Here is a 21,787-nt window from a genome sequence, read left to right on the forward strand (position 1 = left end):
AACTATTCTTCCTCCTGTGATGCGACGATTTCCTGATATTCCGCTGATTGAGCAAGTAATTCTTCATGTGTACCTTGAGCAGCAATCTTTCCTTGATCCATCACTAAGATATGGTGTGCTTCTTGAATGGAGCGGACACGTTGGGAGATAATGATCACTGTACTGCCAAGATAAGTCTGCAGCGCCTTACGCAAATCCAAATCAGTCTGATAATCCAACGCACTCAAAGAGTCATCTAAAATCAGTAATTCTGGCTTGGCGATCAAAGCTCTGGCAATCGTCAGTCGCTGTTTTTGACCGCCGGAGAAATTTTTTCCGTTTTCCATGACTTTTGTATCTAAACCATTTGGAAGCTGACGTACAAATTCTTCTGCCTGAGCGATTTTCAGGGCTTCCCAACACTCATCTTCTGTGGCATCTTGCTTACCCCATTGAAGGTTTTCACGAATAGTCCCAGTAAACAACACGGAAGTTTGGGGAACAAGGGCGATTTGCTGACGAAGATGATCCAGCTGCCAAGAACGAACGTCCATTCCATCCATTATGACTGTACCGGAACTGACATCATAGAAGCGCGGAATCAATTGAGTCAAAGTCGTTTTCCCGCTTCCCGTTGGACCAATGATTCCAAGAACCGTATTTCGCTTCAGCTGAAATGTAATCCCTTGAAGAGAAAGCCCAGAATCAGGAGTATAACGAAAGTCAACATGATCAAAAACGAGTATCGCTTCAGAAGAAAAATCGGGAGTAGTACTGACCTCGGCTTCAAGAATCGAATTCTCTGTGTCTAGAACCTCTTTTACTCGATTACCTGAAGCTTCGGCACGTGTGAAGATCACGACGAGGTTTGAAACAACGATCAGTGCCAAAAGCATTTGATTCATATAATTGATCAAAGCAAGAACTTGTCCTTGTTCCAAACTGCCAATGTTTACTTTGATCCCGCCGACTGTTAGCAAACAGATGATTCCGACATTCATGATCAAGGTCGTAGCAGGTGATAAAAGGGCAGAGATATTGGAAACACGTAAATAATTGTTCGCTAGATCATTTGTGCTTTTATCAAACTTTTCTGTTTCTTTTTTTGTCTGTGCAAATGCACGTATGACACGAACGCCGCTAAGATTCTGGCTGACGTGTTCATTGAGCTGATCTAGTTTTTCTTGCACTTTTTGATAGAGAGGAACAGTTTTTCTGATGATAAAAAATAAAATGATGGAGAAAATAGGTAATAATGCTAAGAAAAACAGACCTACTTCCCAGTCGATCACAAAAGCCATGACTACTGAACCAATGCTTAAAAATGGTGCTCTAATCAATAAACGAATGACCATTGCTAAAGCTAGTTGAAGCTGATTGATGTCGTTTGTCATTCGAGTGATCAAGGTATCTGTTCCAAAATGATTCAACTCGTTGTGAGAGAAAGTATTGATTTTTTTGATCAGCTGATTTCGTAACTCTGTACCAAATCCTTGTGAAGCTACTGAAGCGTAGTATTGACAAATGATGGCACAAATCAGACCAATCACAGACATAGCGACCATCCATAAGCCCATTTCAATGATTTTTCCTCGGTCATTCATTTTTAGTCCATTATCGATCAAGGAAGCCATCATTAAAGGTAGGACAAGTTCGAAGACAGCCTCAAGAAACTTGAAGAACGGACCCAAAATGATTTGCTTACGATAATCTTTTGCATAACGTAATAACTGAATCATATGATTCCTCCTATTATTTATTTGTCTACAGTTGAAAAAACAAGCACTACCACATTGTAGCTTAGGAAATTTAGAATGAAAAGAGAACAAGCCTTTTCATAAATGAAAGTTTTATTATGAAGAGATTTTAGAGATTGAATAGAGTATTTTTTAGAAAAAAAGAAAGAGAACGGGAAAATCATCCCGGTCTCTTCAGTCCTCCAAACGTCTATTTTGTCCGATTTCTTATAAATGAATCATGTGTAAAAGGTGGATCAGGTACAGAATCAACAATGGAGCGCTATTTATTTTTTGAAAATAAAAAAGTAGTGATTCCATGATTTAAGTAAAAAACAGCGAGTATAAAGCAAATGATCTTAGTAATGAATAGAATCTCATAAAATGGAGAGGGCGAAGCTTCATTTTTCATGAAAACTATTGTTATTTTTGAGCGAAAAAATTAAAAGTAACGATGTTATTAAATCTAATAAAAAGTTTGTTTTTTATAGTTTATTCTTCTTTTTATAAAGTTGTTGAAATCGTTTTCTTCTCATGCTATAAAGTTATTGTCACAAATTGTTTGAGGGAAACCTAATTAATGTTGAAGGAAGGACTATGAAAATAAAAAAATTGTTGATTGGTTTATTATGTATGGCAACTTTAGGGGGGATAAATAATATCGGACAGCATGTGTTTACTGTAGATGGTGATACGTCAGTTATCGACATATTAAATAAAAATAAAGAGATAAACATAAGTCCCGTACTCACTTTTGATGAAATGGTACGAGAAGTAGCAAAAGAAAACGGCATCTCTATTATCCAAGCACAACAAGAGCTTGGATTCACGGCTAAAAGTGCAAGACAAGCACGTACAGCAAGGGCAACATACAGAGCATTATCGCAATCTTTGACAGATAATGTTAGTTATAGACCCACGATGCGCTTTTATTGCGAGACCAGTGAAAGTGGAAATTTTAGGGCTATCAAAAGAATCGTACGAGTTGAAATGATCCGTGGATATAATGGTTTGTCGAAACAATTTGGAGGAACTGTTTATGTTCATTTAGAAGATGCTAACCGTATTTTTTACATTGTAAATGGCGACTTCTTCAATAATGGTTCGACAACTTGGAATGCAGGGGTGAATATCGGAGTAGGAAGAAACGCTTCTATTAAGTTTGGTGTAACGAATACAACCTCTCATTATCAATATTGCTATGTAGAAAGCCATTTGCGATTTTGATATCAAAACAGCACACGAAAAAGAAAACAAGGCAGGAACAGTGATGTTTCTACCTTGTTTTCTTAATCAATGGGAAAAAACTAAGAGTGGTGTACGTAATCAATAAAAAGGATGGTGACAACAGTACCTCTTTACTCTCTGAAAGCATCATAACTCGTTTTTCCTCGTTACGCCAATAAATTGTTGTTATACCAGATATAAGGATTTGTAATAACAAAAAGCAGACAGAAAAATTGAGAGCTGTGCCTCCTATTTTGTGTGGAAGGATTTATAGAACGCAAAAATCAAGATAAAGATAAATAAAAATCCTGTTTCGGCTATATATTGCGTATCTACATCGATAAAACGGGTTTGTTCTGTCATAGCCATATAAAGCAAAGGTAAAAACACAACCACAGTGAGATAAGATCCGATGATTTCGCGAAAAGTTTTCCAAGAAGTATACTTCCTCTTTTTAGATTTATCCGATTTCATTGAATAGTCATAGCCTCCTTGTTCTTTCTTTCTTGTTTGGAAATTCCAGTATAAAAACCGGAAGGAACTGTTCTTTTTTAGAATAAAAATTATAAGGGATAAGTGAGCTGCTGTCTATAACAAGACATATTTTTCAACCCTTTATTAAAGATTTTATTGACAAAATGAATCCGTTTTCTATGATGGAGTAGGGGTGGATAAGTTGTTAAAACACGAAATTTTATGCTACTTAGAGAACCAGACAGCCTTTTTCGATCTCAACCATATGAACGAGGTCTTTACAGCAAAAAGATTGGCTGAACATTTTGGGGTAAAAAGAAACACAGTCAGTCATTATTTGAACCAGTTGAATGAGGAGAAACTACTAGTCAAAATCAATTCTCGTCCAGTGGTTTATTTCCACAAAGAAGCTTTTGAAAAACAATTTTTTAAGTTACGTACGAATTTTTATTTTTCTATCAATGATCTTAAAGAAGAACAGCCTTTTTTCGCACAACCAAAAGATTTATTCTCTTTTATGATCGGACACGACGCCAGTTTGAAAGAAAGTATCGAACAAATCAAAACAGCTCTTTACTATCCAGATGGCGGATTGCCACTTTTGATCACAGGTGAAAGCGGCACAGGTAAAAGTTATTTAGTCCATTTAGTCTATCAGTATTGTCTGCTTCATGGTTTACTAGAGGACTCTGCACCATTCATCACTTTCAATTGTGCACAATATGCAGATAATCCTGAACTGCTGACTAGCAATTTGTTTGGACATGTCAAAGGAGCTTACACTGGAGCAGAAGAAAATAAAAAAGGGGCTTTCGAAGCAGCAGATGGTGGAATCTTGTTTTTAGACGAGGTACATCGCTTAACACCAGAAGGGCAGGAAAAACTATTCACCTATCTTGATCAAGGTGTGATTTATCGTATGGGAGAACCTAATTTGTCACGGCGGATCAAAACACGTCTTTTTTTTGCCACGACAGAAGAGGCCACTAGTCATTTCTTAACCACTTTCATTCGAAGAATACCTATCCGAATCGAACTACCTGCACTCAATCAGCGTAGTCGAAATGAACGGCTAGAACTGGTTTACTCTTTTTTTATCGAGGAACAAAGAAAAATGGGGAGCCCTTTGTCAGTCAGTGGCCCAGTTTTGTCACTTCTAGCAGGTCAAAAATTATCTGGAAACATAGGAGAACTGAAAAATATTGTCAAAGTTTCAGCGGCAAAAGCGTATGCTGAACAACGTGAACAGTCGGAGATCCATATCACCATCCATCATTTGCAAAAAGAACTACTCACTCAGCCCATTACCAAAAATACAGCACAGCAAGGAATCTATATCACGCAAGAGCAGACCTTAGAACAATTGATGGAAAAGCAACAGCCAGAACAGCAACGAATCGTTAAAAGTTTTGAGCAAATCCTACTTGATTTCAAAAGAAATGAGTGTCTTCTATATTCTTGCGAAGGAAAGCTAAAACAAGAAGTGATCCAATTATTTGATTTTTTGCTGTTTGAGACCAGTAGACAAGAAAAACACGAGCTGTTGGTTTATTGGACTCAATCTATCCGTGAGACCTTTCGACAAATGGAGTCTGCCTATCAAATCAAGTTCGATGGAAACAGTGTCTATGCCTTGAGTTACTATCTTTATCAGCGAAGCACCGTCAAATGGTTACCGGAAGAACATGCGATTATCCAACTAATCAAAGAATTAGAAAAACAGGTTTCTCAATCTTATCCATCTAGCTATCATTATATCCAGCGAATCTTGGAACTGAGTAAGATTAAATTAGATATTGAAGTCACTAGTATGGATCGGATTTTACTGACGATCTATCTAAAAAAAGCAAAATGGTCAAAAGAAAAACGACTGCCAAAAGCAATGATTGCTGCGCATGGTTATGCAACTGCCAGCAGTATGGCAAATGTGGTCAATCGTTTATTACAAGAAGATCTATTTGAATCATTTGATATGCCGCTAGATGTCACACCACAGCAGATTGCTTCAGAAATCGTGGATTATTGCGAAAACAGCGATGTTTCAAATGGGTTGATCATATTAGTAGATATGGGATCTCTGAAAGAAATCCATCAGTTTTTTAAAAAACAATTATCTGTACCACTTTTGATTTTGAATAATGTGACGACACCTTTAGCCATCACAGTAGGGGAATGCTTGCAAAAAAATGCAGCTTTAGAAGAAATAGCAGAAGAGGCCGTTCGTCAAATCCAACCAGAATGGCGGCTCCTCTATCCACAAGAAAATAAACCCAAAGCACTCATTACTACCTGCTTCACTGGAATCGGCACGGCGGCTCACCTAAGTGAACTGCTAGAGAAAAGCTTGCCTACGACTTGTCAGTTGAAAATCATCCCATATGAATATCAGCGATTAAAAGATAAGAAAAACAGTGAACCATTGTTTTCCATATACGAAATCGTAGGGATCATAGGTACCGCAGATCCTGCTATCACCGATATCGACTATCTTTCATTAGAAGACCTCATCTCAGGAGAGAAGATGTCTGTACTAGCAGAATGGTTGGATTCTGCTATGAATGTTTCAGATAAGGAAACATTCAACCAGAACATCATTCGCAATTTTTCATTGGAGAAAGTACTGGACTCTGTGACTATTCTAGATACAGAAAAGGTGATGGAGGAAATCGATCATTTTATGCGAGAATTAGAGGTGCAGTTGAATCGAAGAATCAGTAATCCCAAAAAACTAGCGTTATATGTCCATGTGAGCTGTCTAATCGAACGTTTGATCCGACAAATGCCAATTGAAACCTATCAAGGATTAGAGAAATGGGAACAGTGTCAAATAGAAGAGGTATCTGCTATTAAATCTGCGTTTAGTGTCATTGAAGAGCATTATAGTGTCATGATCCCTCATTCTGAGATTGCCTATATCTGTGATATTTTGAGTGAAAGTACAGAGTTACTCTCGATAGAAGAAGAATTTTGAACATAAGCAAGTTGTGGCCACTAACTTTGGCACGCAACTTGCTTTTTTGTATGTGTAAGTAAAAAGAGGAGATGAAAAAGTGGACAGAGAAATTATCTTAGCTTCCCATGGTAAATTTGCTTCAGGGATACTAGATTCATTAGAGCTAATCTATGGGAAAAATCATTCTATTACTGCATTGGACTGCTATACTGATGAGAATTTTGATTTAACGGAATCAGTAAGTCAGCTGTTTATGAGGTACAAAGATAAAGAAATCATTGTTCTGACGGATCTTTTTGGAGGAAGTGTCAACAATGAATTCTTACAATATATCAATCAGGATCATGTCTATCTTGTTGCCGGATTGAATTTGCCACTCTTGATTGAGCTAGTATCTCAGCTAGACGCTGAAGTGGAGACGACTGTTTTGATCCAGCAGGTGCTAACTGATTCAAAAAAAATGATCCAGTTTTGTAACGAACGGATCAATCAGGAAATAGAAGAAGACGAATTTTAGGAGGAAGAAGAATGATTGTATTGACAAGAGTTGACCATCGGTTATTACACGGACAAGTCGCTTTTTCTTGGACACAAACAATAGGTGCAGATTGTATTTTGATTGCGAATGATGATGTGCCTACTAATGAGATACGAAAGACAACGATCAAATTAGCCAAGCCGCAAGGAGTCAAACTAGTAATCAAATCCATTGATGACTCGATTGCCGCATTGAAAAGCGGGGTGACAGATAAATACAAGCTATTCATCGTAGTGGAATCAATCGAGGACGCATATAAGCTGGCAGAAGCGTATCCAGAAATCAAAACCATCAACTTAGGAGGGATCAAGGCGAAACCTGGTACTCGCAGTATTGGAAAAGCGGTGAATATTTTACCAGAAGAGGAGGAACGATTGAAAAGATTGATTGACAAACAAATAGAAGTGGAGATCCGTCAAGTACCGGCAGATAAAAAAGTGGACGTAAGGGAAGTTTTGTAAGAAAGGAAGAAACTCAATGATTGTACAAGCAGTCTTATTAGGTATCGTTGCATTTATCGCACAATCAGAATATGCATTAGGGACATCACTGCTTTCTCGTCCAATTGTGACGGGACTGTTTACAGGAATCGTGTTAGGTGATGTAAAAACTGGGATCGTCATGGGCGCCACTTTGGAGTTAGCATTTATCGGATCATTCTCAGTAGGTGCTTCGATCCCCCCTGATGTGGTGACCGGAGGAATTTTAGGCACGGCTTTTGCTATCACAGCTGGAGCTGGTACGGAAACGGCACTTTTACTAGGTTTACCAATTGCTACGTTGACATTGATATTGAAAAATATTTACTTAGGTCTTTTGATTCCAATTATGAACCATAAAGCGGACAGTTATGCAGAAGAAGGAAACTATAAAGGAGTCGAGCATATGCACTTGCTTGCCGGTTTCGGTCTTTCCTTGATGCTTGGTGTTGTGGTAATGGTTTCGTATATGGTGGGAAGCAATACGATCGGAAATCTACTCAATAAGATTCCTGACTTCGTTCAGAATGGTTTGTCAGTAGCTACAGGGTTGATTCCAGCTCTTGGTTTCGCGATGCTCGCTCGCTTGCTGATTAACAAACAAGTTGCACCATACTTTTTCTTAGGTTTCGCTATAGCTTCTTACTTAAAGATTCCTGTGACCGGAGTAGCTATTTTTGGTGCAATTTTAGCCGTTGTGGTAGTCAATATCATGAATGTCCGTCAACTGCCACTTCAAACCACTGCAGGGGAGGTCGAAGAAGATGAAGAATTCTGAGAGTAAAAATAGCAAAATAACGAAAAAAGAACTGAATCATGTATTCTGGCGTTCTTTTCAAATGGAGTTTTCTTGGAACTATGAACGACAGATGAATATGGCTTATGTTTACGCAATGATTCCGATTTTGAAAAAGTTATATCAGTCGAAAGAAGAAATGGCAGCAGCTTTGAAACGGCATCTAGAGTTTTTCAACACGACCCCACATATCGTTACATTGATTTTAGGGATCACGGCTGCAATGGAGGAAGAAAATAAGGATGATCCTGAATTTGATGTGACCGCAATCGACAGTATCAAAACATCTTTGATGGGACCACTTGCAGGGTTAGGGGATTCTTTCTTTTGGGGAACTTTACGATTGATTGCCACAGGTGTGGGCACCTCTTTAGCTATGCAAGGAAATATTTTAGGACCTATCTTGTTCATTTTGATTTTCAATATTCCGCACATTCTGTTCCGCTATCTAGCAACAGGTTGGGGTTATCGCTTAGGAACGGGTTTTTTGAAAAAGATTCAGGCAAACGGGATGATGGAAAGTTTGACATTAGGCGCGTCTATCATTGGGTTGATGGTCGTCGGAGCAATGACTGCCACGATGATTACCATCAATATCCCTTTAAAAATCGGTTCAGGAGAAAATGCTGTGACTGTTCAAAGTATTTTTGATGATATCGTCCCAAATATCTTATGTCTGGGTGCATTTGGTGTCGTGTTTTATCTATTGAAAAAAGAAGTAAAACCATTAACGATTTTGATCGGATTAGCTTTCTTTGGGATTTTTGGTTCGTGGATAGGGATTTTTTAGAAAAGGAGCAGAGAAAATGGTTACGATGCAAGATTATATTTATGAAGAAAAGGAAGTACTAAGTACGATCTTGAAAAAGAATGATTTTTCGACAAGAAAACAAATGAAAAAAACAACGAATCTGCTGATGCTAGCAACGGGTTCTTCTTACAACGCTTGTTTAGCAGCGAAGCCGGCATTGGAATCTTATGGCGAGCTAACTGTCGATATTCAAGAACCTTTTCATTTTGCTCATTATGGAAAACTTTCTCCATCAATCGATACTGTGATTGCTGTGTCACAAAGTGGGAAAAGTGCTTCTACTGTTGAAGCAGTAAAAATGATCCAAAAACAAGAAATACCGATTATTGCTGTCACAAATGACGTACAAAGTCCACTTGCTTTAGAAGCTACACAGATTATTGATTTAGGTGCTGGGATAGAAACAGTTGGCTTCGTTACAAAAGGCTATTCTGCTACTGTCTTACAGTTACTACTCTTAGGGCTAGGAATTGGGATAAGTAAAAATAATATCAGCAAAGAAATAGAACAAAACTACATGCAACAGTTACAAAAAATAATCGATCATTTACCAGTGATTATTCAAAAAACGGAAGAATTTTTTGATGAGCATCAAAGTTTGTTTCGTTTAACACAACGCTTCATCACTATTGGCTATGGTCCAAACTGGGGAACAGCTAAAGAAGCAGAAACGAAATTGACGGAAACAATCCGTGTCCCGTCACAAGGTTTTGAGTTAGAAGCTTACATGCATGGCCCATATCTAGAGGCTGATGCTTCCCATTTGCTGTTCTTTATTGAAGGGGACAATGAAAATAAGGAACGTTCACAAAAGTTGCGGAGATATATGAGTCAGTATGTTGGAGAGACTCTCACAATTACCACAAAAAAAGCAAGAAACGAGAAAACACTTGGATTAGCAATAGAATGTGATGAATATCTGTCTATATTACCACTTGTCATTCCATTTCAACTATTCGCTTATAAAACCGCAGTAGCTAAAGGAATCGACTTGAACAAAAAGATCTTTGAAGACTTTGATACAGTCTTGAAAAGTAAATTATAAGAGGTGGAAATCATGTTGAAATTCAATGAAGAAGAACAAATCAAAGCAATAAAAGGTGCACTAGCTTTACGTCCGCAAGTAGAAAAAATCATCGATAAACTTTATACGGAAAAATTCGATGCTGTCTATTATTTAGGAATTGGTGGAACATATGCTTCTTCGATGCAAGCTGTCACTTATATGAATGGGAAAAGCAACTTGCCTGTCTTTGTACAGCATGCTGCAGAATATTACACTACTGGGAACAAAAGATTAACAAAAGATTCTATCGTTGTCGTGTCCTCTGTTACTGGGACAACCCAAGAAGTAGTGAAAGCAGTAGAAGAAATCAAGAAAGTAGGAGCGACACTGATTGGATTTATCGATAAAGCGGAGAGTAAGTTGTCTCAACTATGCGATTTTGTGGTTACTTATCCAGCTCCCGGAACAGAACAAATCAAATTTTTTATGGTAGCAGATCGATTGATGTATTTGCATGGGGAATTCGAAGATTACTCAGAGTACTATGAACAGCTCGAACATTATTTGCCAACAGGGTTAGTGGAAGCAGAGAAAAAAGCAGATGCATTTGGCTTATCATTTGCAGAAAAGCATCGACGTGATAGCATGCATTATTTTATTGGAGCAGGGAATCAATGGGGAGCAGTTTATTCATATGCCATGTGTTATTGGGAAGAACAAAGCTGGCTCCCATCGAAATCTATCCATGCTGCCGAGTTTCTTCACGGGACGTTAGAGATCGTTGAAGAAACGACCCCAGTCACTTTATTTTTAGGCGAAGATGAACAGAGAGTGTTATCTGAACGTGTAGCTAAACTTTTGCCAAAAATTTGTAGTAATTATACATTGATAGATACAAAAGACTATCCAGTAGAAGGTATCAGCGAAAAATATCGCGGACGTGTGTTGTCTTTCTTATTGATGCATGCAGTGACACAGCGTATCGATGCACATGTCGAACAGCTGAATTGTCATCCATTAGAGATACGCCGCTACTATCGTCAGTTTGATTATTAGGATCGATTGGATGAAAAGAAGATAAAAAATAAAGAGAGCAGCGACAACTGCTCCCTTTATTTTTTAGTTGTTTTCCAAGTCAGTTAATGCATTACGATTTTGAACATTGACATCGATTACATTATAAAATGCGTTATTTGTATCAGCTACATCCCAAACTGCTAAAATGACATGATACCCCAGACGATTGCTAGGAATATTGATTGTATGAGTCGGATTAGTAATAGACGAATTACCACCATTATTTACTTCACCAATGAATTCCAGGTCATTTCTATTCAATGGGGCATTTGGATTCCAACCATTTTTAGTCATGTAATAGTGCCATTTCGTCGTTGCGTGGTCAGCTGTGAAATGCCAAGTGAATCGGTTTGCCCCAGTAGTTAAGTTGTTTTTTGTCCATAACGTAGCTGTTTGTTTATCCAAAACAAAGTCACCTACTGCACCATTAGCAGAAGCAATCCGACCATTTGCAGGTCCAGCCGAAGGGAATCCTTTTGGGGCCTCTAAAGATTGTGGTTCGTTGATGATACGACCATACTTTTCAAAAGCACTTTGCCAATTATTCCTACTGTCTAGAGAACCTTGATAGCCACGGCTGATAGGTTGTGAAACATAGCCATGAGCCGAGACATCTACAGAAGACAAAGCGGCGATTCCTGTTGTAGCAAGTAACATTCCTAATCCCAATAAAGTACTTTTTTTCATTTGATAATTCCTCCAGTTAGATAAAATATTTTAAGAAAAGGTTTCCTTTTCGTAAGATAGTATAAAATGTATTATTTAAATATTATTTTTTTGTATGGTATTGCAACAAAAATAAAAAACTAGAAGAATGACTATTGATAAATAGCCTTATCATTTTTATGTATAGTTTTTTTCAAAAGAGAATCTCTCAATTCAATGATCTCTTCTTTCACTTCCTCTAGTCCTAGCCATTCAAAGAAATGGATTGCTTCGTCAATTTCTTTTAGTGCTCGTTCATTGCCATCTGCTAATTGAGCTAAAGCAGTGAATGATCGGTAACGGGCCAAGTCTAAAGTATGTTTATAACGGTCACTTACTTTTTTCCATTCTCCTAAAAATAGTTTTCTAAGAAAAACAGAAGAACGATGAAAAGATAGATGTATACCGTTCAAAAGAAAATTTGATAATAATTCGGAATAATGAGCAGTATCGACATATGCTTTCATTTTTGTGACACTACGCTGAAAAGAATGATAAATATACTCGTCATCGAATATAAATAAACAATTGGAAAAAATAGAAAGTTCATAATGTCCCCATGTATCGATACCTTCCAAGTACTTTTTGATAATAGAAACTTCTGTCAAAGTTTCCGAACGAGTGAGCTTTCGGTTTCCCAGATATTGATCAATTAGTATACGTTGCGTATATAGCAGGCGATAATAAATATTCCCAGTTTTTTTAAATTCTTTTAGTAGTTCATTCTCTTGCTCTTTTGTTAAATATTTTGTTGTGATCAGGTAATTAGAAAGTTTTTGTTTACCTGTAAGAGTATTGTTGTTCAGCAAAAATTGATATTCTTCAAGTGTAACATTCATCCGTTCAAGGTAATCCACTAACAATTCAAAACTGATTTTTGTTCCTCTAGATTCAAAAGCAGCTAATGTCCCTCGCTGAGAAAGCCCCTCTGTTAATTGAGCTTGTGTCAGGCCACGTTCTTTTCTTAGTTTTCGAATTAAAGAAGCATGTTTTATCATGTAAGTTACCTCCATACGTTTTTTATGAATATAAGATAACACAAGGCTGTTATCTAAGGACGAAAATGTCAATTATGTACTATTTTTGATAAAAAGTGCACATGCTTTAAAAGCAATTTTTATTTATGTTGTAATAACATACAAAAAATGAAAAACAGACGTTGTTAAAATAAACTATAGTTACCAAATATTAGGAGGTATGATGAATGAAAAAAATTTTTTGGCTGTCATTGGCAGCAATCGGCTGTTTCGCTGGAGGTGGACAAACTATATATGCTGCACAAGATTCTGCGGCATTGATGCCGGATATCTCAGAAAAGCAAATTGCTGTTGGATATTATCATAATTGGGTACCAGAGCAAGGTGCGGGATATAGAGGTGGGAAACCAGCAGAGACAGACTTAGGAAAGATCAATCCGTTTTACAATGTCATCGCAGTATCTTTTATGAAAGGCGAAGGAATCCCTACATTTGAGCCATTTAATATGAGTGATGAAGAATTCAGAAGCAAAGTGGCCACCTTAAATGAAGAAGGACGATCAGTTATCATTTCTTTAGGCGGAGCTGATTCTCATATCGAATTGCACAGAGGACAAGAACAAGCATTTGCAGATGAAGTGATTCGGTTGGTAGAAACTTATGGTTTTGATGGTTTAGACATTGATTTAGAACAAAGCGCCATTACGGCAGGAGATAACCAGCAAGTGATCCCAGAAGCGTTGAAAATCGTACGAGATCATTATAAAAAGCAAGGAAAACACTTTATTATTTCTATGGCACCTGAATTCCCTTATTTGAGAACAGCGGGAGGCTATGTCCCATATATCACTGCATTAGAAAATGAGTATGATTTTATTGCACCACAACTATATAATCAGGCGGGCGACGGATTAAGCGTGGGCGACGAATGGATTGCTCAGAACAATGACAGTCGAAAATATGATTTCTTATATGGTATGTCAAAAGCCTTGCATAACGGAGAGAGTGGATACATTCGGATACCAGCAGATCGTCTGGCTTTGGGGATTCCAGCAAATAACGATGCGGCAGCCAACGGTTATGTGCAAGATCCATCCGTTGTCTATCAAGTATTCGAACAAATGGAAAAAGAACGTACACCTTTGAAAGGTTTGATGACTTGGAGCGTGAACTGGGACGAAGGGGTAAACTCAGCTGGTATTTCTTATAATGAATCATTTGCGAAAGCTTATCAAAATCTGTTTACGGAACAAGAACCAGATACAGAGAAACCTTCTAAACCTACCAATTTTCGAGGAACAGCAACAAGTACGACAGTCACATTGTCTTGGACTGCGTCAACAGATAACGTTCGTGTGTCACATTATAATATTTATGAAAACAATCGATTAGTAGGAACAAGCAACACTACGAATTATATACATACAGGTTTACAACCAGAAACGACTTATTCTTATACGATTGAAGCTGTCGATCCATCAGGAAATATTTCTGCACGTTCCGATAGATTGAATATCCGTACGCAAGAAGCAGCAGCTTTACCAGCACCTTCTATACCAAACGGGTTGAGCGTCAACAGTGTGACACAATCAACAGTTCATTTGGTATGGCAGGAAAATAGCTTATTGGAAGAAGTACTTTATTATGAAATATACAGAGATGGCAAGAAGATCGCTACCTCACAAACCGCTGTATTTGAAGATCAAAACTTAACAGCTTCTACTGCATATCGTTATCAAGTTCGTGCAGTTAATCAGACAGGCGCTTCTTTACTAAGCCAGTCTGTTACGGCAAGAACCCTAGACGAGAACGGCCAAGGAAATTCTTGGACGGTCGGTACTTTTTATCAAGTAGGAGACATAGTCACATATAATGGTATTCAATATCGTTGCTTGCAAGCGCATATTGCAGCTGCACATTGGGCACCAGATACGGCCTTCACTTTATGGCAAAAAATAAGTTGATGATGAGGTCGTGATAGAAGCTACTTCTGTAACACCGTTTATAAAGCGGTTGTGAAATCAATACTTTGACCTAAGTATTACAGAAATAAAACGGCAAAATAGTTTTTCATATTTTGCCGTTTTTTAATCTAATATTGAGGGTGAGCTGATTGAACACTGTGTATCAAGAAATGATAAGCCTGATGTATAACTGCGTGTCGGAATAAGGAGGATATGACTTTTATCAAAATTTCTACCATGTATTGACTTAAACAAAGAGCGTGAGGCAAAAGTGTTCTTTACTTTTGCCTCACGCTCTAAACACGTATAAACGGCGGAAACAGAAGCAACTCCTTTTTATTTCTTGGAGTTAAACGCTTCTGTCCCAGCCTCTTCTTGTATGTAGCTTCAATTAAGGGTTGTTAGGAGAAACTTCCCAGCCTCCCAATGGTAATGGTAATGGAAACATAGTCAAACCTCCTTTCTCTTAGTGACAAATAAAGTATAACAAGTGTAAAAAGAAAAAAATTAAAATGTACGCTATTGCAACATTTAATAGATTATTTCAAGTGAAAGTCGATAAAAGAATTAAACAAACACTTAAAAACAATGGAAATTAGTCCAAACTTTAAGAAATGTATACTATAATGGAAATTATCAATTATTTATTTGGAGGAATATCCATGAAACAAAAAATCGCAGTTCTTGGTCCTGGATCATGGGGCACTGCTTTAGCACAGACATTGGCAGAAAACGGGCATGATGTCCGGATTTGGGGAAATGTACCTGAACAGATTGACGAAATCAATACGTATCATACAAATCAACATTTTTTACCTGATTTGACGATTCCAGAATCGATTATCGGATATAAAGAATTGGCAGAAGCAGTAGATGACGCAGATGCTATTTTGTTTGTCGTTCCGACAAAAGCGATCCGTTCAGTAGCCCAGGAACTTATTGGTAAAATGAATACTAAGCCCGTCATTATCCATGCAAGTAAAGGCCTAGAACAAGATACGCATAAACGGATCTCAGAAGTTTTGGCTGAAGAAATTCCAGAAGAAAAACGACAGGCAATCGTCGTATTATCTGGCCCTAGTCATGCGGAAGAAGTAGCAGTTCATGATATCACAACGATTACAGCTGCAAGTATTGATCAAAAAGCAGCTGCTTATGTACAAGAATTATTCATGAATGATTATTTCAGGATTTATACAAATAATGATGTGATTGGTGTAGAAACTGGCGCAGCATTAAAAAATATCATTGCTATTGGTGCCGGTGCTATCCATGGGCTAGGGTTCGGAGACGATGCAAAAGCGGCAATCATGACTCGCGGATTAGCAGAAATTAGTCGTCTTGGTGTAGCAATGGGGGCCAATCCGCTGACGTTTATCGGTTTGAGCGGCGTTGGGGACTTGATTGTTACTTGTACAAGTGTTCATTCCCGTAATTGGCGTGCCGGTAACTTATTAGGACAAGGGCATAAACTGGAAGAAGTTTTGGAAAACATGGGAATGGTCGTTGAAGGTGTGGCAACGACAAAAGCAGCAGTCGAGCTAGCACAACAGCTAGGTGTTGAGATGCCAATTACTCAAACCATCTATAATGTTTTGTATAATGGGGAAGATATCAAAAAAGCAGCAAAAGAAATCATGCTACGTGACGGAAAAATGGAGAATGAATTTTCTCTTCGTTAAATAGATGATCAACAGGTAAGCGTCGTTTAGGAGGAACAGCAAGTGAAGGTCAAAAAAGCAGTTATTCCTGCCGCTGGGCTAGGAACACGTTTTTTGCCGGCAACAAAAGCCATGGCAAAAGAAATGCTTCCAATCGTGGATAAGCCAACGATCCAGTTTATTGTGGAGGAAGCATTGGATTCAGGAATCGAAGATATCTTGATCGTAACGGGAAAAGAAAAGAGACCCATTGAAGATCATTTTGATGCAAATATCGAATTGGAAAACAATTTGCGGGAAAAGGAAAAAACAGAACTACTCGCTTTAGTTGAAGAAACGACTCATGTCAATCTTCACTTCATCCGTCAATCTCATCCAAGAGGACTGGGGGATGCTGTGCTTCAAGCAAAAGCATTCATAGGGAATGAACCATTTGTTGTCATGCTCGGGGATGATTTGATGAAAGATGATATCCCACTGACTCAACAATTGATGATGGATTATGAAGAAACACAATCTTCTGCTGTTGCCGTCATGCGTGTACCAGAAAATGAAACCTCTAAATATGGAATTATTGATCCTAAAACGGATAACGAAAAGGGACGTTGCAGAGTAAATGGTTTTGTAGAAAAACCTGAACTTGGAAAAGCACCAAGCAATTTAGCCATTATCGGACGTTATCTGCTGACTCCCAAAATATTTGAGATATTAGCAACTCAAGAACTAGGAGCAGGGAACGAGATACAACTAACGGATGCGCTCCAGACCCTTAACCAAACAGAAGCGGTCTATGCGAGAGAATTTAAAGGAAAAAGATATGACGTAGGCGATAAGCTAGGATATATGAAGACAAATATTGAATATGGACTTCATCATTCGGAAATCGGTGCATCGTTAAGCGCCTATATTATCCAGTTGGGCAAAGAGCTAAGAACAGAAAATTAACTGGAAATAAGTGACCTGCTGAGAATAAAAATCAAATGGGTATTAAAGCGGCAGCTTGTGCATCATTTGCGCAACTGTCGTTTTTATTTTTTGACGCTAAGTGAATGAAGACGAGGAAAAATGAAAGATAAAAAAAGACTTTCGTGAATATATTTAGAAAATTTTCTGCTAATGGTTTAATTTTTTTTTAAGTTACATAAAAGAAAATGATTACATAAGAGAAATGAAAGCCAATCCAGAAGATTCATAGTAGAATAAAAAGGCGAATTTTTTTAATTATAAAAAAGGTGTGTGTCCACTATGGGAAAATTAGTCGCTGTTGCGCAGTCGCTACTTGATATACTCAAGTGGCTGATGGAAGGAAGTAATTGGGTATTTGTGTTACCACTATTGCTCATTAGTCTATTTATCATGTTCAAAATGGTCAGAAAAAAAGAAAGATTCCTGATTTTTATCTGGTATGCAGCGTCAGTTGCAGTTGCTAGCTTGATGATTGAACTGGCGTTAGGTAGTTGGGAAGCCTGCATATTTGCCTTATTTTTTGCTGTATTGTATCTGATCATTTATATTCCTTATAGGAAAAGAAAGTCTCGAATCGGAAAAAAGGGTAGACATGCCGCTACTTTTTCTAGTACAGATTCTCCAGAACAAAGCAGAAGAGCGAGAAGAAGACGGTAATATTTAGTATGTATACGCAAAAAAAGATAAAATAATGGATAAAATATTGAATTGAGAGATTTATTTAATTGGTGAAAAAAACTTTTTTTACTTATTTAAAAGAATCTTTTCAAAAAGGAATGCTTGCTACATAAGGACAAGTCATTCCTTTTTTTTATGTTATTTATTTGTAAAAAAATCATACCAATGTTTTTTTGTGTTTTCGTACTTGCACTTGAATAAGAGATTACTTACAATGAGTTCAGATAGAAACAGCTGAATAAAAAAAGGCTCCCTGACCCTTAGTTGGCGCTAAGAATCAGGGAATGACCAGTCACACTCATACACCCTGACCGATCATTTTGCCATAGTCAATGCAGTGCATCGACCTTATTTATTGTACCTAATCTAAGGGGAAAATTCTACCCCTATGTAGAGATTTTCTATGGTCTGCACGTTGTTTTATTTGCTATGTCAAGGTATTGGGCGTATTCGTTCAATACCTTTTTTGCGTTTGAAACAGCAAAGACCGCATGTGTTACTGTTTATCTTCTGTTTTTTATGTATTTCCTTAGATTAGGCAGCTGTTTCTATTCATGTCAAGTATAGCTAGGCGGGAGAGAAAAATGAGTTTATGTTATTTTGACTATTATTACCAATTGGAAGAGAAATTAAGGATAGAAGAGCCGTTGATGGTTCAAGCAGGAACTTGGATTGCGAAACAAATCAATCAAGGCGGAAGATTGCAGATATATGCTAGTCGCACACTAAGTGGTGTAGCATTTGAATTTTGGGATCAAACACCGGACCTTGTGCCAAGTATATTGATTGAGAACCCAGCCGGAGGTGTCTATGAAACGCTAGAAGGGGCAGGACAAGCGATTATTGATGAGCTTTCTGTCAAACCAGAAGACATTTTTCTTCTTCTTTCGAATGAAGGAAGAAATCCAGCAATCATTGAGTTGGCTCAATGGATCAAAGAAAATGGACATCCTTTGATCATTGTTACTGGATTTGATTTGTCACGAAGCATCAAGTCCCAGCATAGCAGTGGTTTGAGATTATTTGAATTTGCTGATTTAGTTTTGGATAACCATGCCAATCTGCATGATGCAGTCTTGACTTTGCCGAATTTAGATCCAGCAATCTGTGGAACAGCCTCTCTTGCAACGATCTTTTTGCTTCAACAGGTTTTGTATTTTACAGCAAAACAGCTAGTTCAGGAAACAAGAGGAAAATAGTTTTCCACACAATGACCAAAGTTTCTTTAAAAAAACGGTGTTCCACGTAAATATGGAGTGTTTGAAACAAAGAAAACGATTTTCCAAGAAAAACAGTAATAATCATCTTTTGTTTTTCGTTATTTTAAGTTTGTTTAGCTCTAGATGTCAGCCTTTTTTTTCGAAAGTACGTTATTTTTATAAGTTGTTTCACAATGAGAAAAAAAGAGCTACAAAAATATGCAATGCTAGATAGACAAAAAAATAGCGGAAAAAGAGACAAGAAAGAATCCGCATGGATTCTTTCTTGTCTCTTAATACACGTTGATGAAAGAGTCTTCCCCAAAACTCTTTACAATGTAATTATAGTACATTTGTTATCATTATTGCAATGAAGTTTACCTGATATAATAAAATTGTCGAAGAAGATTCCTTTTTCTAATAGAAAGAAAATATACAAAAAATGAAAGATATGAGATGGATATTTATTATTATTTTTTGCTTTTTTGCAATGAAATACAATTTATTCACGATTATAAAATGAAAAAATCAGGACGGGATTTCCGCTAATCTAAAAATGAAAAAAGAATTTTAAGGAAAAACAGAGAAATAAAATACTTAATATAAATGGAAAAAGAAAAAAATAGTCATACATATGAGAAAAAAAGCAAAATAGAAAAAAGTGATTTTCTAATAAATTATTCATGTGGAATAGACATTTTTACTGTATAATTCATTTGATTATCCATTTTTTATTCATCAAAATTACTGAGAAAAGAAAGGAAGAAATAAATTTGAAGAAAACAAATTCTTCAGGAAAACCGAAACGTGACTTCACTAAATTATCGACACCGCATACGTATGTCATTATTTTTGGTGTAGTCATCTTTGCATGGATACTGACTTTTGTCGTACCAGCAGGAAAGTTCAGCACGCAAGACATTGAATATAAAGATGCGAATGGCGAAACAAGTACTCGTACTGTTTTACGCCAAGATTCCTTCCGTTATGCTTACGAGCTGGATAAATCGTATGTATTTGATCAATTAGAAGAACTGCAAGACCATCCAGCAGAACGTGAAAAATTGGATGTTCCTGAAAAAGGATTGGAAAAAGTCATTGCTGACGGAGAAAAAAATCTTACGCAAGAAAAACTAGATGAAATTTCCTTAACAGATGATGTTCTTTACGATGAGTATGGCGAAAATATCTATGATACTTCTAAAAAATTGCATAAAACAGCCAAAATATGGGGAACAGACGATTTTGGTGGCTTTGGCTTCTTAAATTTTGTTTTTGAAGGTCTAGTATCTGGAGATAAATATGGATCTGCTGTAGGGATTGCTGCATTGATCCTTGTTGTCGGAGGTGCTTTTGGTATTATTATGCGTACCGGAGCGATTGATGCAGGAATCTATGCGTTTATCAGTAAAACGAAGGGACTGGAGCGTTTAGCTTTACCGCTATTATTCTTTGCTTTTTCATTCGGGGGCGCTACATTTGGGATGGCAGAAGAGGTGATTCCATTCTCAATGGTGATGGTTCCATTCGTCATTGCCTTAGGATATGACTCAATCGTAGCAGTAACCGTGACTTATGTCGCATCTCAAGTCGGAAATGCGACCTCTTGGATGAGCCCGTTTAGCGTAGCTGTGGCTCAAGGGATTGCTGGAATCCCAGTGTTGTCTGGTGCGACATTCCGATTGATTATGTGGGTAGTTGTTACTGCCTTAGCAGCTGGCTATATGATGATATATGCAGAAAAAATCCGTAAAAAACCGGAAAGTTCGTTGACTTACAAATCAGATGATTATTTTCGTTCTCATATCAAAAAGACATCTGATGAAAATAAAAAATTCATGCTTGGGCATAAACTGATTTTAGTAGAGATGTTAGCTGTTCTTGTTTGGATCGTTTGGGGCGTGACTCAAAAAGGCTATTACATCCCCGAAATCGCTTCTCAATTCTTTGTGATGGGATTAGTTGCCGGAATCATTGCTGTTCTTTTCAAATTAGATGGAATGAAAGTCAATGACATCGCTTCTTCTTTCCAATCTGGTGCAGCTGATTTAGCTGGTACAGCAATCGTAGTAGGGATGGCCAAAGGAATCCTTCTCGTCTTAGGTGGATCCGATGCGTCTGTTCCTTCAGCTTTGAATACGATTTTGCATGGAATCGGGACGGCATTGACCGGTGTGCCAGCTGTCATTGGCGCTTGGGCGATGTATATCTTCCAAAGTTTGTTCAACTTGGTTGTTACATCAAATTCAGGACAAGCAGCTTTGACCATGCCGATTATGGCTCCATTGGCAGATTTAGTAGGTGTATCTAGACAAGTAGCAGTTCTTGCTTATCAGCTTGGTTCTGGTTTCATGGATGCTTTTACGCCCGTATCAGCTAGCTTGATTGGTGTGTTAGGTGTTGCACGAATCGAATGGGCAAAATGGGCAAGGTTCCAAATCAAGATGCAAGGATTCCTGTTTGTTTTGGGAACTATTTTCATCATGATTGCTATTGCGATCGGTCTGCAGTAGTCCTGGAGACATAAGTAAATAAAAAAGTAATCCAAACAGTAGATAAAT

At 37.6% G+C, this 21,787-nt stretch carries 18 protein-coding genes; 14 read left to right on the forward strand and 4 right to left on the reverse strand.

The window, feature by feature from the left end:
* Positions 1 to 2 precede the first annotated feature (2 nt).
* Positions 3 to 1,718 (reverse strand): ABC transporter ATP-binding protein, encoded by a 1,716-nt coding sequence (locus ESP02_RS04485; RefSeq protein WP_002373920.1) that lies wholly within the window; start codon positions 1,716 to 1,718, stop codon positions 3 to 5.
* Positions 1,719 to 2,348: 630 nt separating this feature from the next.
* On the opposite strand from ESP02_RS04485, the gene ESP02_RS04495 reads away from it, so the two are divergent.
* Positions 2,349 to 2,942 carry a hypothetical protein gene (locus ESP02_RS04495; protein WP_228262959.1) on the forward strand — a complete coding sequence of 198 codons (594 nt, stop codon included), beginning with the start codon at positions 2,349 to 2,351 and terminating at the stop codon, positions 2,940 to 2,942.
* A 249-nt stretch (positions 2,943 to 3,191) separates the two neighbouring features.
* Here the strand turns inward: ESP02_RS04495 and ESP02_RS04500 are convergent, their stop codons facing one another.
* Positions 3,192 to 3,416, reverse strand: coding sequence for a hypothetical protein (locus ESP02_RS04500; protein WP_038399067.1), 225 nt, complete (start codon positions 3,414 to 3,416; stop codon positions 3,192 to 3,194).
* 193 nt (positions 3,417 to 3,609) lie between these two features.
* Here ESP02_RS04500 and ESP02_RS04505 point away from each other — a divergent pair, with 193 nt between their 5' ends.
* From ESP02_RS04505 to ESP02_RS04535, 7 genes are all read left to right on the forward strand, one after another.
* Positions 3,610 to 6,387, forward strand: a complete 2,778-nt coding sequence (locus ESP02_RS04505) for a sigma 54-interacting transcriptional regulator (RefSeq protein ID WP_002373913.1) — start codon at positions 3,610 to 3,612, stop codon at positions 6,385 to 6,387.
* Positions 6,388 to 6,466: 79 nt separating this feature from the next.
* Positions 6,467 to 6,886, forward strand: coding sequence for a PTS sugar transporter subunit IIA (locus tag ESP02_RS04510; protein WP_002373911.1), 420 nt, complete (start codon positions 6,467 to 6,469; stop codon positions 6,884 to 6,886).
* 11 nt (positions 6,887 to 6,897) lie between these two features.
* Positions 6,898 to 7,368, forward strand: coding sequence for a PTS sugar transporter subunit IIB (locus tag ESP02_RS04515; RefSeq protein WP_002287114.1), 471 nt, complete (start codon positions 6,898 to 6,900; stop codon positions 7,366 to 7,368).
* A 16-nt stretch (positions 7,369 to 7,384) separates the two neighbouring features.
* Entirely contained in the window at positions 7,385 to 8,164 is a 780-nt protein-coding gene (locus ESP02_RS04520; protein ID WP_002335477.1) for a PTS sugar transporter subunit IIC, read from the forward strand.
* Complete coding sequence (locus tag ESP02_RS04525) at positions 8,151 to 8,972, forward strand: PTS system mannose/fructose/sorbose family transporter subunit IID (protein WP_002291048.1); 822 nt, start codon at positions 8,151 to 8,153, stop codon at positions 8,970 to 8,972. Before ESP02_RS04520 ends, ESP02_RS04525 begins: the two co-directional genes overlap by 14 nt.
* A 16-nt stretch (positions 8,973 to 8,988) precedes the next feature.
* Entirely contained in the window at positions 8,989 to 10,038 is a 1,050-nt protein-coding gene (locus ESP02_RS04530; protein WP_002373908.1) for an SIS domain-containing protein, read from the forward strand.
* A gap of 12 nt (positions 10,039 to 10,050) precedes the next feature.
* A complete protein-coding gene (locus ESP02_RS04535; protein ID WP_002373906.1) occupies positions 10,051 to 11,055 on the forward strand; it encodes an SIS domain-containing protein in 1,005 nt (334 codons plus the stop codon).
* A gap of 63 nt (positions 11,056 to 11,118) precedes the next feature.
* Here ESP02_RS04535 and ESP02_RS04540 read toward each other — a convergent pair whose 3' ends face one another.
* Both ESP02_RS04540 and ESP02_RS04545 read right to left on the reverse strand, forming a co-directional pair.
* Positions 11,119 to 11,763: a lytic polysaccharide monooxygenase gene (locus tag ESP02_RS04540; RefSeq protein WP_002373899.1), complete on the reverse strand. Its 645-nt coding sequence runs from the start codon at positions 11,761 to 11,763 to the stop codon at positions 11,119 to 11,121.
* A 131-nt stretch (positions 11,764 to 11,894) separates the two neighbouring features.
* Positions 11,895 to 12,779, reverse strand: a complete 885-nt coding sequence (locus ESP02_RS04545) for a helix-turn-helix domain-containing protein (RefSeq protein ID WP_010732988.1) — start codon at positions 12,777 to 12,779, stop codon at positions 11,895 to 11,897.
* Between the two features lie 206 nt (positions 12,780 to 12,985).
* Between ESP02_RS04545 and ESP02_RS04550 the strand changes: the two genes are divergently transcribed.
* The 6 genes from ESP02_RS04550 to yfcC all read left to right on the forward strand — a co-directional run bounded on the left by ESP02_RS04550 (position 12,986) and on the right by yfcC (position 21,739).
* Positions 12,986 to 14,722, forward strand: a complete 1,737-nt coding sequence (locus ESP02_RS04550) for a fibronectin type III domain-containing protein (RefSeq protein ID WP_002373894.1) — start codon at positions 12,986 to 12,988, stop codon at positions 14,720 to 14,722.
* Between the two features lie 662 nt (positions 14,723 to 15,384).
* Positions 15,385 to 16,404 carry an NAD(P)H-dependent glycerol-3-phosphate dehydrogenase gene (locus ESP02_RS04555; RefSeq protein ID WP_002291040.1) on the forward strand — a complete coding sequence of 340 codons (1,020 nt, stop codon included), beginning with the start codon at positions 15,385 to 15,387 and terminating at the stop codon, positions 16,402 to 16,404.
* Positions 16,405 to 16,446: 42 nt separating this feature from the next.
* Positions 16,447 to 17,328 (forward strand): UTP--glucose-1-phosphate uridylyltransferase GalU, encoded by an 882-nt coding sequence (gene galU / locus ESP02_RS04560; protein ID WP_002373892.1) that lies wholly within the window; start codon positions 16,447 to 16,449, stop codon positions 17,326 to 17,328.
* A gap of 300 nt (positions 17,329 to 17,628) precedes the next feature.
* Complete coding sequence (locus tag ESP02_RS04565) at positions 17,629 to 18,006, forward strand: hypothetical protein (protein ID WP_002291036.1); 378 nt, start codon at positions 17,629 to 17,631, stop codon at positions 18,004 to 18,006.
* Positions 18,007 to 18,611: 605 nt separating this feature from the next.
* Positions 18,612 to 19,226, forward strand: a complete 615-nt coding sequence (locus tag ESP02_RS04570) for an SIS domain-containing protein (protein WP_002291034.1) — start codon at positions 18,612 to 18,614, stop codon at positions 19,224 to 19,226.
* A gap of 773 nt (positions 19,227 to 19,999) precedes the next feature.
* Entirely contained in the window at positions 20,000 to 21,739 is a 1,740-nt protein-coding gene (gene yfcC, locus ESP02_RS04585; protein ID WP_002291032.1) for a putative basic amino acid antiporter YfcC, read from the forward strand.
* Positions 21,740 to 21,787 lie beyond the last annotated feature (48 nt).

It is taken from the genome of Enterococcus sp. NBRC 3427, assembly GCF_007996925.1.
Lineage (GTDB): Bacteria > Bacillota > Bacilli > Lactobacillales > Enterococcaceae > Enterococcus_B > Enterococcus_B lactis.